Source organism: Jidongwangia harbinensis, from assembly GCF_020216025.1.
Classification (GTDB): Bacteria; Actinomycetota; Actinomycetes; order Mycobacteriales; family Micromonosporaceae; genus Actinoplanes; species Actinoplanes harbinensis.
Genome location: NZ_JAIWNC010000042.1, coordinates 78,362 through 91,171, shown reverse-complemented (window position 1 = coordinate 91,171; position 12,810 = coordinate 78,362). Strand labels below are relative to the sequence as shown.

14 protein-coding genes are annotated in these 12,810 nt (G+C 72.9%); 2 read left to right on the top strand and 12 right to left on the bottom strand.

Going from position 1 to position 12,810, the window contains the following annotated elements; translation table 11 throughout:
* The first annotated feature begins 342 nt into the window (after nt 1–342).
* Both LDL48_RS36125 and LDL48_RS36120 read left to right on the top strand, forming a co-directional pair.
* Nucleotides 343–984 (top strand): DUF4360 domain-containing protein, encoded by a 642-nt coding sequence (locus LDL48_RS36125; protein ID WP_225259644.1) that lies wholly within the window; start codon nt 343–345, stop codon nt 982–984.
* 72 nt (nt 985–1,056) lie between these two features.
* Nucleotides 1,057–1,443: an MmcQ/YjbR family DNA-binding protein gene (locus LDL48_RS36120; RefSeq protein ID WP_225259643.1), complete on the top strand. Its 387-nt coding sequence runs from the start codon at nt 1,057–1,059 to the stop codon at nt 1,441–1,443.
* 8 nt (nt 1,444–1,451) lie between these two features.
* Here the strand turns inward: LDL48_RS36120 and LDL48_RS36115 are convergent, their stop codons facing one another.
* The 12 genes from LDL48_RS36115 to LDL48_RS36065 all read right to left on the bottom strand — a co-directional run bounded on the left by LDL48_RS36115 (nt 1,452) and on the right by LDL48_RS36065 (nt 12,788).
* Nucleotides 1,452–2,951, bottom strand: coding sequence for a PQQ-dependent sugar dehydrogenase (locus tag LDL48_RS36115; RefSeq protein WP_225259642.1), 1,500 nt, complete (start codon nt 2,949–2,951; stop codon nt 1,452–1,454).
* Between the two features lie 140 nt (nt 2,952–3,091).
* A complete protein-coding gene (locus LDL48_RS36110) occupies nt 3,092–3,580 on the bottom strand; it encodes a hypothetical protein (protein WP_225259641.1) in 489 nt (162 codons plus the stop codon).
* 1 nt (nt 3,581) lies between these two features.
* The gene (locus LDL48_RS36105) at nt 3,582–4,106 is read right to left on the bottom strand and encodes a phage tail protein (RefSeq protein WP_225259640.1); all 525 of its coding nucleotides are present in this window, start codon (nt 4,104–4,106) and stop codon (nt 3,582–3,584) included.
* 82 nt (nt 4,107–4,188) lie between these two features.
* Nucleotides 4,189–6,147, bottom strand: coding sequence for a putative baseplate assembly protein (locus LDL48_RS36100; RefSeq protein ID WP_225259639.1), 1,959 nt, complete (start codon nt 6,145–6,147; stop codon nt 4,189–4,191).
* Nucleotides 6,148–6,223: 76 nt separating this feature from the next.
* The gene (locus tag LDL48_RS36095; protein WP_225259651.1) at nt 6,224–6,631 is read right to left on the bottom strand and encodes a GPW/gp25 family protein; all 408 of its coding nucleotides are present in this window, start codon (nt 6,629–6,631) and stop codon (nt 6,224–6,226) included.
* 2 nt (nt 6,632–6,633) lie between these two features.
* Nucleotides 6,634–7,032 (bottom strand): PAAR domain-containing protein, encoded by a 399-nt coding sequence (locus LDL48_RS36090; RefSeq protein WP_225259638.1) that lies wholly within the window; start codon nt 7,030–7,032, stop codon nt 6,634–6,636.
* Nucleotides 7,033–7,042: 10 nt separating this feature from the next.
* Nucleotides 7,043–8,695, bottom strand: a complete 1,653-nt coding sequence (locus tag LDL48_RS36085; RefSeq protein WP_225259637.1) for a VgrG-related protein — start codon at nt 8,693–8,695, stop codon at nt 7,043–7,045.
* Nucleotides 8,688–9,365: a CIS tube protein gene (locus tag LDL48_RS36080; protein ID WP_225259636.1), complete on the bottom strand. Its 678-nt coding sequence runs from the start codon at nt 9,363–9,365 to the stop codon at nt 8,688–8,690. The genes LDL48_RS36085 and LDL48_RS36080 overlap by 8 nt, the downstream gene beginning before the upstream one ends.
* A complete protein-coding gene (locus tag LDL48_RS44805) occupies nt 9,365–11,836 on the bottom strand; it encodes a DUF4157 domain-containing protein (RefSeq protein ID WP_225259635.1) in 2,472 nt (823 codons plus the stop codon). The genes LDL48_RS36080 and LDL48_RS44805 overlap by 1 nt, the downstream gene beginning before the upstream one ends.
* On the bottom strand, nt 11,814–12,272 hold the full coding sequence (locus LDL48_RS36070; RefSeq protein WP_225259634.1) for a phage tail protein: 459 nt from the start codon (nt 12,270–12,272) through the stop codon (nt 11,814–11,816). Before LDL48_RS36070 ends, LDL48_RS44805 begins: the two co-directional genes overlap by 23 nt.
* Nucleotides 12,265–12,450, bottom strand: a complete 186-nt coding sequence (locus tag LDL48_RS45255; RefSeq protein WP_364154272.1) for a DUF6760 family protein — start codon at nt 12,448–12,450, stop codon at nt 12,265–12,267. Before LDL48_RS45255 ends, LDL48_RS36070 begins: the two co-directional genes overlap by 8 nt.
* Nucleotides 12,432–12,788 (bottom strand): hypothetical protein, encoded by a 357-nt coding sequence (locus LDL48_RS36065; RefSeq protein ID WP_225259633.1) that lies wholly within the window; start codon nt 12,786–12,788, stop codon nt 12,432–12,434. Before LDL48_RS36065 ends, LDL48_RS45255 begins: the two co-directional genes overlap by 19 nt.
* Between the last annotated feature and the right edge of the window lie 22 nt (nt 12,789–12,810).

The following is a 12,810-nucleotide window of genomic DNA, read 5'->3' as shown; positions in this document are numbered from 1 at the left end:
GATCCAACAACTCGAAGCGCTGGGCCTACAGGTCACCCTCACCCCCGCCGCCGCCTGAACACCTCTCCACCACCCGGGCCACCCCGGGCCATCACCCATGCCCCCACTCAAGTTGGTTTCCGGTCAGGTCGCGTCAGCGGCGTGCTGCGGCGGGCGTCTCACCGCTGGCGCACCGGTCGCCTCGTCCACGATCCGCACGCCGCCCCTAGACCTGCGATGATCGCCATACCTCGGTGGAATCGTTTCGAGAATGCGTAATACATTGATCTACATTGACGCAAATCAATTATGTTATGGTCGCCGGGCGTCCCCGAATCCTATCTTTCGGCGGAAGGTACTTTCATGCGAAAGACGGCACTTATCGCGACTATTCTGACGGCTTTGGCCGCTACCTCGGCGGCGGCGCCCCCGGCCTCCGCGACCGCCTCCGGCCCGGCGCACACCGACGAGCTCCTGGTCGACCTCGTGACCGTGGCCGGCTGCCCCCTCGGCTCGGTCGGGGTCGCGGGCTCGACGGACAACGCAACCGTCCACCTCTCGTTCCACAGCATCCAGGTGCAGATCGGCCCGGACGTCCACCCTACCGCCGCGCGAAAGACCTGCCAGGTCGTGCTCAGCATTCACGTGCCGGACGGCGCCGCCTATGCGATCGACCGGGTCGAATACGGCGGTTACGCCGCGCTCGCCCCGGGAGCGGTATTCACCCAACGGTCCCGGCACTATCGCAGCGGGCAATCCCCGCAGCCCGCGCCGGACCACAGCTGGACCGGTCCGTTCGACGACGTGTGGCAGGCCGTCTACCCGATCCCCGCCGAGGAACTCCACTTCCCGCCGTGCGGCACCAATCCGTATTTCAACACCGCCTTCATCCTCCGGCTGGACGCCGGCACCTCGGACCCGACGACCGAGACGAGCTTCGCCGGCCTGGATTCACTCCACGGCCTGTACGGCGTCAAGTACCACCTGCAGACCAGGCCCTGCTGATTCCCGGCCGGCTTCGCCGTACCATCTCGGCAGGCCCGCGTCGCGGGCACCTTCGCCCGGGGAGGAACTGCGGTGGCAGACGCCGACGACGTACGCCGGTTGGCGCTTGCCCTGCCGCACACCGTGGAGATCGACAGCGACGGCTTCGACTTCCGGGTCGGCGGCAAGGGTTTCGTCTGGTCCTATCCGGAACGCCGGCCGGGGAAGCCGCGCACGATCCGTACCGATGTCGCGGTGTTGTTCGTCGGCGACGAGGCCGAGAAACAGGCGCTGCTGCTCGGCGAACCGGACCTTTTCTTCACCACCACCGGGTACGACGGGCTGCCGCTGGTGATGCTGCGGCTGCCCCGGGTGGACGTGGGCCGCCTGCGCGAACTGGTGACCGACGCGTGGCGGATGCGGGCGCCCGACGAACTCGCCGCCGACCTCGACGAGGCCGGTCAGCCGGCCGACCGGTAGCCCGCCGGTCAGCCGGCCGTGCAGGCTGTGCCGTCGACGCTGAAGTCGGTGGGCCGGGCGTTGCTCCCGCTGTACGTCGCCTGGAATCCGAAGGTGGCCGTGCCGCCGGTGGCCAGGGGTCCGTTCCAGCCGGCGTCGCGCACGGTCACCTGGGCCCCGGACTGGGTCACGGTGGCGTTCCAGGCGTTGGTGACCCGCTGGTTGCCGGGGAACGTGAAGGTCAGCGTCCAGCCGGTGCGCGGTGCGCCGCGGTTGGTCAGCGCCACGCTCGCCACGAAGCCGCTGCCCCACTCGTCGGTCTCCCAGGTCACCGCGCACGCGGCGGGCCCGGGCTCGCCGGACGGCGGGGTGCTGGGCGGGGTGGACGGCCCCGTGCTGGGCGGGGTGGACGGCGGGGTGCTGGGGGGCGTGCTGGGCGGGGTGGCGCCGCCCGCCGCCGGGAAACGGATCACCCGGTCGTCGGTGGCGGCGGGGCTGCCCCGGCCGTCGCGGTTGCTGGTGGCGACCCACAGCGATCCGTCCGGCGCCCGTTCCACCGTGCGCAGGCGGCCGTACTGGCCCTGCAGCAGCGCGGTCGGGGTACCGGCCCCGCCGTTGCCGTCCAGCGGCACCGCCCACAGCCGGGTTCCGCGCAGCGCGGCGACGTACAGCGTGCTGCCGTCGATCGTGGCGCCGCTGGGCGAGGCCTCGGCGGTGGACCAGACCACGATCGGGTTGCGGAACCGCTGATCGTTGCCGCGGCCTTCGACCGTCGGCCAGCCGTAGTTGCCGCCGGCCACGATCTGGTTCACCTCGTCCCAGGTGTTCTGGCCGAACTCCGAGGCGTACAGCCGGCCCTGCGCGTCCCAGGCCAGGCCCTGCACGTTGCGGTGACCGAGGCTGTAGACCAGGGAGCCGGCGAACGGGTTGCCGGACGCGGGGACGCCGCCGTCCGGCCGCATCCGCAGGATCTTGCCGTTGCGGCTCTGCTGGTTCTGCGCGCTGGCGGTGTCACCGGCGTCGCCCACGCCCGCGTAGAGCATGCCGTCCGGGCCGAACGCGATGCGCCCGCCGTCGTGGAAGTTCGCCCTCGCCAGTCCGCTGAGGATGACGGTCTGGTTCTGCGGCGCGTCGAGCCGGAAGCGGACGATCCGGTTGTCGGACGCGGCGGTGAAGTAGACGTAGACGAAGCCGTCCTGGGCGTACGTCGGCGACACCGCGAGGCCGAGCAGGCCGGCCTCGCCGCCCGGGACCACCCCGCTGATGGTGGCCACCGGGGTCGGCGCGCTGCCGGGCCGCAGTTGCAGGACACGGCCGCTGTTCCGTTCCGCGGCCAGCGCGCTGCCGTCCGGCAGGAACCCCAGGCCCCACGGTACGGTCAGTCCGGTCGCCACGACCTCCGGCGCACCGAAGTCCGGGGCGAGCGCGGCGGCCCGGGGCGGCGGGCCCTCGGCGGCCTGCGCGACCGCGACCGAGCCGGGCAACGACAACGCGACGAGCGTGCCCCAGAAGGCGACCTTGCGGCGCATGACCTGGACCTCCGACGAATAGCCGATTGACAACTGTCAATTGGTGTCGGGTTCACTATCCAGCAGGCGGTACCGCCGCGCAACAGCCAGGTCGCCACGGTTCAGTGACGCACCGTGGCGGGCAGCCGGAAGCTCCGAGGTCAGCGGGTCACGATCAGGGTGATCACCAGCGTCAGCACGGACAGGACCGCCAGCACGATCAGGACGATCAGCCACCACATCCCGGAACGCCGGGGCGGCGCCTGGCTCACCGGCGGCCCCAGTACCACCGCCCGCGGTTGCGCCGTGCGCAGCTCGTATCCGCAGCGCTCGCACCGGATCCGGGCCGTCTCGTTCGGATACCCGCACGCCGGGCAGGACACCTGGCCGGCCGGCGCCGGTCCCCGGCCGTACGTGGCCGCCGGGAACTGGCGGGTGTCGGTCGGCCGCGGGCCCAGCGACGTCATGCCGGTCGGGTCCAGCTGCTCGTTCGGCGAACGCGGAATGGACCGGGCGTCGTTCTCCGCCGACTGGCGCAGGAACATCAGCGGGTAGCCGCAGGTCGGGCAGAGCTGCTCGGCGTCCGGGCGCACCGGTGAACCACAGTCGGGGCAGGGCATCTGGCGTGCCGCGCCGTACTGGTCGGTCATCTCACTCACCACCGGTGGTCGGACGGGCGCGGCCCTGGGCCTTCTGCGGCTGGAAACGCACGTCCAGCTGCACCTGCGCGCCGAGCGGCAGCTCGCTCTGCAGGAAGCCGAGCACCTGACGTTCGGTCAGGTGGCCGGTGTGATCCATCTGCACGACCACCACCGGATTCTCCTCCGGGACGGTGTCGTTGCGGCCGTACACGCCGCCCACGTCCATCACCGTGACCCGCGCGCCGGTGGCCGCCTCGAGCAGCGCCTCGACACCGTAACGGGTGCCGCGCCAGCCCAGCAGGCGGCCCACCTCGCGGACCATCGAGCGGCGGTACTCCGCCGGGTCGGTGGGTTCCAGCTCCAGACCCAGCCAGGCGCCCAGGAACTGCAGCATCTCCGGACTGGCCAGCCCGGTGTCCATCTGGTGCTCGATGCTGTCGATGCGTTCCCGGACGGTGTCGGCCACCTCCTCGAACGCCGAGACGAAGTCGTGCAACACCGGATCCAGCGCCATGGTGCGCGGCAGTTGGGACACCAGCCAACTCATTGCCTGCCCCCGCTCCGCGACTCGGCGCTCATCCACCGCGCCGGTACAGACCGTAGCCTCCCCGCTCCGCTCATTGCTGGACCACCACCCGGTGCTCGTACGACATGAACAGCGCCTCCGGTTGCAGCCGCAGCCGCTGCTCCACCTGGTCGAGGGTCTGCTTGCGGCGCAGGTCGGCGGAGAAGAAGTGCACCGCCTCCACCCCCTGCACGCCGAACGAGCCGTGCAGCACGCCGTACACGTCGCCGAGCCGCAGGTCGGTGTCGAACGGCCAGCCCTGACCGCTGGGCCCGCCGGTGAGCGGGTTCAGGTACTCGTACAGGGCCCGCTCGGCGCGCTCCCGCACGGTCTCGGTGCGTACCCCCGGACCGGCCCGCACCTCCGCGACCACCTTGACCCCCTGGTAGCGCGGCGCCTCGATGCGCAGCCGCATGGTGAGCAGCCGGCGCGGCTCCAGGTACGCCTTGATCTGCTCCTCCAGCTCGTCGGTGAGCCCCAGGTCGTCCAGCGTCAGGTTCTCCGGCGCCACGTCGACGCGCGGCACCACCAGCAGCCGGGCCGGCTCCCCGGGCGACGACGGCGGCAGGCACCGCGCCCGGGCCACGCTCGGGGCGGCGTCCAGCGTCAGGCGTTCCACGTCCTCCGCGGTGACCGCCCGCCGGCCGCCGCGCAGCAGCAGCGGGCCACGGATCTTCGCGTTTTCCACGGTCTCCGCGTCCACCCCGCCCACGCTCGCGTCCAGGTTGACCACGGACGCGACGAACGGGATCGAGGTGTGCAGCACGGTGAGCCGCTCGGCGGCCACGTTGCCGCGGCGACCGCCGCCGAAGCGGTACCCGGTCACGTAGATCTGCGCGTCGATCGGCGGGATCTCGCCGTGCTGCCAGGCCTGCCCGTGCCGGTCCAGCACCCGCGGCCCGAACCGGATCTCACCGGTGGCGCCGGACCAGGTGTACACCCGGTCGTCGGCGGTGGCGTCGGCCAGGTCGGCGACCTCGGTCCACTCCTGTTCCTCCGGCTCGCCGGTGCGTTCGTGGCGGGGCAGCACCACCCGGACCGTCTCGTCGTGCCGGCGGGGCAGCACCGGCACCCGGCGTACCTGGAAGACCTGACCGGGCTTGCCGGTGCTGGTGCCGAGCAGTTCCGCCGGGGCCGGTTCGGCGTGGTGGGCGGGCACCGCCCCGCCGAGCGCGACCGCGGACAGCGACTCCAGTTCCGGCGGGTTGGTGTACTCCGGCTGGCCCTCGATCGCGCGGACCAGCCGGCAGCGCAGCCAGTGCGCCCGCTTGGAACCGAGCGCGAGCGCCTCGTGCCGGGCCGGCAGCAGCAGCGTGACCTGGCCGGGGCTGTTGAACCCGGCGCTGGTGTCCTCCAGGATCCGCACCGACGCCCACTGCTGGCCGTCCCACGCCTCCCAGACCCGGGGCGGGCGGCGCGGGTCGACACCGGCACCCTCCGGGCCGGTGGTGACGTCGAGGCGCAGCAGGTGGCCGCCCGCGGGGTCGGCCAGCCCGAAGTAGACCGCCTCGTCCGGACGGACGTTGGGGAACAGCCGCACCGACGACGCCTCGCGGCGCAGCGACTCCCAGTGGTCGGCGTACCGGTCACCGGCGTGGGTCAGGCAGGCGACCAGCTTCGGCGGCCGGATCTCCAGTTCGGAGTCGGTGAGGAAGACGACCGGTTCCTCGTCGTCGCGGCGTTCCGTGCTGACCTGGGTGCCGGCCGGTGCCCGGACCGCCTCGTCGCGCGGGGCGGTGAGCGTGAACAGCAGGTCGGCGCGGGCCGGGACGGCGGAGAACAGTTCCACCCCGACCAGTTCCAGGAACTTCACGTACAGCCGGTCGGGCACCTGGTTGAGCCGGTACAGCGTCATCTCGGTCATCCAGGCGAACAGCTCGATCATCGCGACGCCGGGGTCGGAGACGTTGTGGTCGGTCCACTCCGGGCACAGCCGGTTGATGCGCCGTTTCGCCTCGTCGACGATGTCCTGGAACCGGCGGTCATCCAGGTCGGGCGCGGGCAAGCTCATGCCGGCGCTCCGCTTCGCTCCGCGCCGGCATGAGGCACTACGACGCTGAGTTGGATGATGAGTTCGCTTCGCTCACTCATGGCGCGGGCTCCTCAGTGGGGATGGTGTAGAACGGGAACACCAGATTGCGGACGTCGTTGGTGGCCCGGACGCGGTAGCCGATGGTGATGTGGATGGTGCCGGTGCCCTGTTCGCCGGTGGCCAGCACGGACTGCAGTGTGATCCGCGGCTCCCAGCGGCCCAGCGCCTCCCGGACCGCCTGTTCGACCAGGCCGAGCGTGCCGGCGGTGATCGGGGCGAACAGCATCTCCCACATGGCACAGCCGAAGTCGGGGCGCATCACCCGCTCCCCCGGCACCGTGGACAGGATCATCCGGATCGCGGCGTCGATCTCGTCGACGCCGGTGACCAGCCGGACCGACCCGGTACGCGAGATCGCCGCGGGGAACGCCCAGCCGCTGCCGATGAAGTCGTCGCGTCGCATGCTCACCCGACCAGCACGTCGGCCGAGCCCGCGGTGATCGTGCACACCGGCAGGTCGGCGGGATCGTTGCAGGTGGCGACCTGGTCGCCGACCCGCGCCAGCGGCTTGCCGTTGACCAGCACGGTGGGCGAGCCGATCATCACCCGGCCCTGGTTGGTGGGCGGTTTGCTGAACGTGGCCGGCGGCGGCGCGATGTGCGGCGGCATGTTCTGCGCGATGCTGCCCTGCACGGCGGCGGGCCGGCCGTTGATCAGCACGTCGGTGGAGAGCCCGGTCATCAGCTGCCCGACGAACGGCAACGGTGTCGGGGTGGGCACGGGTCCGCCCGGTGACGGCACCATCAGGATGTGCGTGTCGGTGCCGGTGACCGGGTCGTTCTGTCGGGCGGCGGGCTGGGGCACGGTGCACCTCTTAGTTGAGCCGGATCGGCTTGCCGGACGCGGTCAGCGGACCGGACGAGGTGATCTCCACCTGGGCCCCGCTGAGCATCAGTTTCTGGGTCGCCTTGATCTCGATCTGGTTGGCGGACACGACCAGTTTCTGGTCACCCACCAGGGACGACTCGGACTTCTCCAGCTTCACCAGGCAGGGGCTGTTGCCGAGCATCAGCGACACCGAGGGCTGGTCGTCGTCCAGCACCAGCCGGGAGTCGGTGCGGCTGACCAGCAACCGCTGCTTGACCACGCCGCCGGCCACCGCGCCGGGGTCGGGCGGGGCGTCCTGCCGGTTCCACAGGCCGCCCAGCACCACCGGGCGGGTGTGGTCGTCGAGTTCGAAGCCCACCAGCACCTCGTCGTCCACCTCGGGCAGCCACTGCAGGCCGCGCTGCTTACCGCCGCCCGGGGTGGAGATCCGCGCCCACGCGCTCTCGTCGTCGGCGGACAACGTCGGGAACTTCACCCGGACCCGGCCCAGCTTCTCCGGATCGTCGTTGTTGGTGACGATGCCGATCACCAGACCGTTCCAGCCGCGGCGGTCGCCGCCGGCCGGTGCGGAGGTGGTGAGGTCGGCCAGCCCGCCGGGTTCCTTGCCGCCACAGATGAAGCGGGTCACGTACGGGCGGCCGGCGCCGTACACGTGCTCGACGCCGGTGACCCGCCAGTCGCCGGTCATCCGGGAACCGATGCCCTCGATGTGGATCTTCGCCCCGGCGCCGATCAGCGGGTCACCGGCCGCCTCGCCACGCAGCACCGCCTCCTCGCCGGACGCGCGCAGCAGCAACGACTTCGCCAGCGCGTCGGCCTCCGACTGGTCGGTCACCGGGAACTGTCCGGCGTTGCGCTTGACCTGACCGAACGCGCGACGTGCGGCGTCGGTCATCTCCCGGGCCGCGGGCGCCTCGGTGCCCGGGTCGGTCTCGGTGGACCGGCCCGCGATGGCTTCCTTGCCGAGCTGGTCCCAGCCGCGGATCTGCACCTCGTCGCTGCGTTCGGCGGCGGAGAACCGGACCGCGAACTTCGACAGGTTCTGCCCGTACCGCAGGCGCGGCGGGGTGGCGGTGGACCGGGGCGTGCGCTTGAAGTGGAAGGTGCGCTCGCTGACCCACACGTTGAAGCCGATCCGGGCCGCGCGCCGCCGCAGGAACGCGTAGTCGGTCTCGCCGGCCTGCAGCACGTAGTCGTGCGGCGCGCCGGTGCCGTCCACGTCCACGTCCAGGCCGTACTCGCCGGCGATGCGGCTGGCGATGTCGGCGTCGGTGACCCGCTGGAAGCTGCGCGACTTCGGTTCCCGGGCCATCCGGTGGGTCAGGTCGAAGCCGGTCAGCACCAGCTCGTGCCGGCCGGACGAGCCGGGTTCGACGGCCACCGCGGTGATCTCGCCGGCGGTCACCACGGTCGGGTCGCCCTCGGCCCGGAACGCGATCTCGACGCGCGTACCCATGGTGAAGGTGCCCCGGTCGAACAGCTCGAAGTGCGGGTCGTCGAAGTGGATGACGAAGTAGTCGGGCAGGTGCACCGACTCCTCCACCCGCACCAGCGACACCCGCGGGTACAACTCGGTGGCGAGCGGTCGCCCGTCCACGGTCAGCACCACGCCGTCCAGGCGGCGCGTCGCGTCAGCCACGGCGGCGCACCGGGAGTTCCGGGATGACCAGCAGGGCGCCGGGTTCCAGCGCGAGCGGGTCGACCACGTTGTTCGCCTCCGCGATCAGCCGCCACCGGGTCGAGTCCGCGTAGTGCTGCGCGGCCACCCGGTCCAGCGTCTCGCCGTGGCCCAGCCGGTGCACGGTGTGCAGCGTCGGGGTGTGCGACGTCGGGTTCTGCAGCGGCAGTTCGGCCTCGTCCTTGTACTGCTTCAACGTCATGTCGGCCTTCGCCCGCAACGGCATGCCGTCACTGGCGAAGTAGGTGAACTTGATCTGCAGCCGTTCCACGATGGCCTTGAACGAGTGCAACTTGCCCCAGTGGAACTCCACCCACGGCGGCCGCGCCTTGTTGCGCTGCCGGTCCGAGCCGGCCAGCGACTGGTCCACCTTCAGCAGGTCGAGCAGCTTGTTGGTGTACGTGGTGACGTCCTCGCCCTTGGCCGTGGTGTCCAGCGTCAGGCTCAGCGTCAGCGTGCCCGACTGCCCGGCCTGGAACCGCAGCTCGGGTGCGTTGCCGCCCTTGTTCTCCGCGGCGTTCCAGGTGTTCGACTTGGCGATGGTCAGCTCCGCCGGGTTGAACAGGCAGTCGATCTGCACCTTCTTCTCGGTCAGCAGGAACGCCTTCACCGGCGCACTCGGTGCGGTCATCAGAACACTCCTGCCCATCGGCCGCCACGGCGCTCGATCTCGCGCAGTAGCCGCTGCTCCACGATCTCCACGACCTTGTCCGGGTCCAGCGCCGCCTTCGCCGCCGCGGCCGCCCCGCCGGCCGCGCCCGCGACCTGCGACGCCGCCCCGGACGCCGCGCCGCTCACCGTGTCCACCGCGCCCGAGGCCGCATCGGACATCGAGTCGACGGCACCGGAGAGCGTGTTCGCCGCCCCCGACGCGCTGTTCAGCACGCCGGACACCGCGCCCGTCGCGTCGCCGGCGAGCCCGGACGCCGCCGCCATCGGCCCGGCCGTGGCCTCCAGCACCGCCGCTCGCGCCGCGCGGGTGGCGACCTCGCCGACCGCGCCCAGGCCGCCGCCCACCGGAAGCTGGTTCACGATCCCGGCGGCCGCCTCCCGGCCCTGGTCGACGGTGCCGCCGAGGGCCTGCCGCCCGGCGCTGAGCGCGGACCGCTCGTCGTCGTCGAGCAACGTGGACGCGCCGCCGAGGAAGAACCGTGGGCGCCGGACCGGATTCCGGGTGTGCGTCAGCTCGTGGGCGAGCACCGCGGAGACCGACGGCCCCGGCGCGGGCGGGCCCGGCAGGTGCACGACCGTGCCGGTGGTGGCGCCCAGCGCGCCCGCCGCGGCGAGCGCGTGCCGGGTGGCCGGGCCGGTGGTGTACTGCGGCGGCCGGGTGCGCCCGGTGATCGCCGTGGCCATCGCGTGCAGGGCGGTGGGCAGCGAGCGGGGCGCCTCCAGCGGCCGTGCGGCGACGGCCGCTTCCCACCGCTGCCGCGGAGACATCCCGGGTACGGGGGACGTCCGGTGACCGCCGCCACCGGCCCGGTCCGCGGGCCCTCCCGGCCGATGCCCGGCCGCCGGGCTGAGCCGCACCGCGCCGGCCGGATCGGGCACCTGGCCCGGCGGCAGTGGCGCGGCGCCGAGGACCCGCAGGTATCCGACCGGTTCGGGGCTGTGTACCGACGGGCCGGCAGCGGGCGGCCGGGCGAGGGACCCGTCCCGGCGAACGGGTCCGGCGGCGATCCGGGAGAGCCGGGCGGCGAGCCCGCCGGCCCGGGTCACGGCGCGGCGCAGCCGGGTGGCGGCGCCGATCGCGGTGTCCGGGCCGGGTGTGCCGGCGCCGGACCGGCCGATGGACGCCGCGGCGGTGACCGGCCGGCGGCCTGCGGTGGCGCCGGTGGTCGCGCTCGCGGTGCCCGCTCTGGACGAGCCCGTGGTTGTCGAGCCCGTAGTTGTCGAGCCCGTGGTTGTCGAGCCCGGAGCCGCCCGGCCGGCGGCGGTGCCGGCCGGGGTTGCCGGGAGCGAACCGGGCTCGTCGGCGCCGCGGCGCACGCCGGCCACCGGGAGCCCGCCGGCGAGGTCGGCACCGAACGTCTCACCGGGCAGGCTGCCGGCTCCAGCCCCGGACCCAGGTCCCGCTCCGGCGCCGTGTCCAGCTCCGAGTCCGAGTCCGAGTCCGAGTCCGGCTCCGGCGCCGTGTCCAGGTCCGAGTCCGGCTCCGGCGCCGAGTCCGGCTCCGGCGGCCTCACCGGCGAAACCGCGGCGGGATCCCGCCGTCAGCCGCGCGCCGCCCGCGAAGGCGCCGCCCGGTCCGAACCCGCGGCCGTCGTCGCCCGGGAGGGCGGCGCCGATCGACGCGGCCGACGACGATCCGCCGGCCGCCGGTCCGGCACCGCCGGTGGTCGTCGTGGACCCGGTGGATGCCCGGCCGCCGCGGCGAGCCGGCTCGGCGTCGTTCCGCCCGCCGGTGGTCGTCCCGACCGGGCCGGATCCATGCTCGCCGGCGGGTGTGGCCCGGCCGCTCGAGGGTGTGTTCCGGCCGGCGGGCCCGGGTGCCCGGCCGTCGCCGCCCGGGAGCCCGAAGGCGGGCCGCAGCACCAGTTCGTGGCCGGGCCGCACGTCCGGCCCGGCGTTCGGCGGCACGGCCAGCGGACCGCCCCCGGCCGGTGCGGCCAGCGGACCACCCCGGGTCGGTGCGGCCAGCGGACCGCCCCCAGCCGGTGCGGCCAGCGGACCACCCCGGGTCGGTGCGGCCAGCGGACCGCCCCCAGCCGGTGCGGCCGGCGGACCACCCCGGGCCGGTGCGGCGGTCGCGGGACCCGGCATCCGCCCATGTCCGAGCATCGGGCCGTGTCCGAGCATCGGGCGGGTCGCGCGCAGCATGGTGGGCGCCGCCCCGATCGGGCGGCGCGGCGGCGTCGTGGCGGCCTCCGCACCGGCGGGCCGGGCCGGCGCGGACTCCTGGCGTACCCGATGCCACCAGCGCAGCACCGGCCACGACGCCCGCACCGGGGCGCGCTGCACCACCCCGGCCGCGACCGGGGGCGGACCGGCCGCCGGGCGGCGGTCGGTCAGCAGGCGGCCGACGAGGCGGCGGACCACGCTGCGCAGCAGGCGCGGCCGGAACACCGGGCGCCGGCGCCTAGGTGCCGGAGCGGAAGCCACTGTGACACACCTCCAGCTCCTCGATGGCGAGGTCGCGGGACGACGCCGCGAGCCGCGGACCGGTCCACTTCACCGGCTTGGCCTCGAGGATGGACCAGGTCCGCATGCTCTCCCCCGCGGCGTTCAGCACGCTGATCCGGCCGTTGCGCGGCTTCACCCGGTTGCCCGCCGCGGTGAGGCCCTCGCCGGACGCGGTCATCAGCCACTCGAACAGCGCGTCGGTGTCGGTGAGACCACGCTTGAACACCAGGTTCGGCCACTTCATCCGGCCCAGCAGCTTGTGCGTGTACCCGTTCTGCCCGCCCTCGGCGAGCTCCTCCACGTCGAGCTGGACCGACAACCCGGACACCTCGGTGAACGCGCCGATGGTGGTGCCGTCGATCTCGAACTTGAACTTGCCGACGAACGGCGGATCGACGGTGTACGCCTTAGCCACCTTGCACTCCTTGCCATGCGCGTTCGTTCAGGCCGCCGACCTCCTGCAGCAGCCGGATGCGGTCCCCGTGCTCCAGGTCGAGCAGCCGGTCGAGGTCCCAGTGCAGGTGGTACGCCAGGAAGGCGATCTCCTGCCACAGCTCGTCGTGGGCGTAGTGCCCTAACCCACCTCCACGGATGTCAGCGGGAAAGGGGCGCCCGGCTCCAGGGCGTCGAGGACACTCGGGTCCTGGAAGTTCACGATCCGGTAGAGGTCCTGCAGATAGCTGAAGTCGCTGACGAACAACGACTCGATCGTCTTGGTGGTGACCCGCTGCACGGTACCCAACTCGGTCACCACCCGGGACAGCACGATGACCGTCGCGTACGCCTCGTTCTCCTTGACCCGGCCGTCGCGCAACGGCTCGATCTCGTCGCGGGCGCACGCGAGCCGCATGACGCCGGTGCGGTGCAACGTGCCGTGCTCGTCGACATACCCCTTCGGGAGGGTGAAGGGAAATTCGGTCTGCAAACTCATGCTGCGTTGCTCCTCGAACGAA

Coding starts and splice junctions, on each gene's coding strand:
- LDL48_RS36095 (WP_225259651.1), bottom strand. CDS start 6,631: ATGCGACGCGACGACTTCATCGGCAGCGGCTGGGCGTTCCCCGCGGCG.
- LDL48_RS36065 (WP_225259633.1), bottom strand. CDS start 12,788: ATGAGTTTGCAGACCGAATTTCCCTTCACCCTCCCGAAGGGGTATGTC.
- LDL48_RS36125 (WP_225259644.1), top strand. CDS start 343: ATGCGAAAGACGGCACTTATCGCGACTATTCTGACGGCTTTGGCCGCT.
- LDL48_RS36115 (WP_225259642.1), bottom strand. CDS start 2,951: ATGCGCCGCAAGGTCGCCTTCTGGGGCACGCTCGTCGCGTTGTCGTTG.
- LDL48_RS36080 (WP_225259636.1), bottom strand. CDS start 9,365: ATGACCGCACCGAGTGCGCCGGTGAAGGCGTTCCTGCTGACCGAGAAG.
- LDL48_RS36110 (WP_225259641.1), bottom strand. CDS start 3,580: ATGACCGACCAGTACGGCGCGGCACGCCAGATGCCCTGCCCCGACTGT.
- LDL48_RS36100 (WP_225259639.1), bottom strand. CDS start 6,147: ATGAGCTTGCCCGCGCCCGACCTGGATGACCGCCGGTTCCAGGACATC.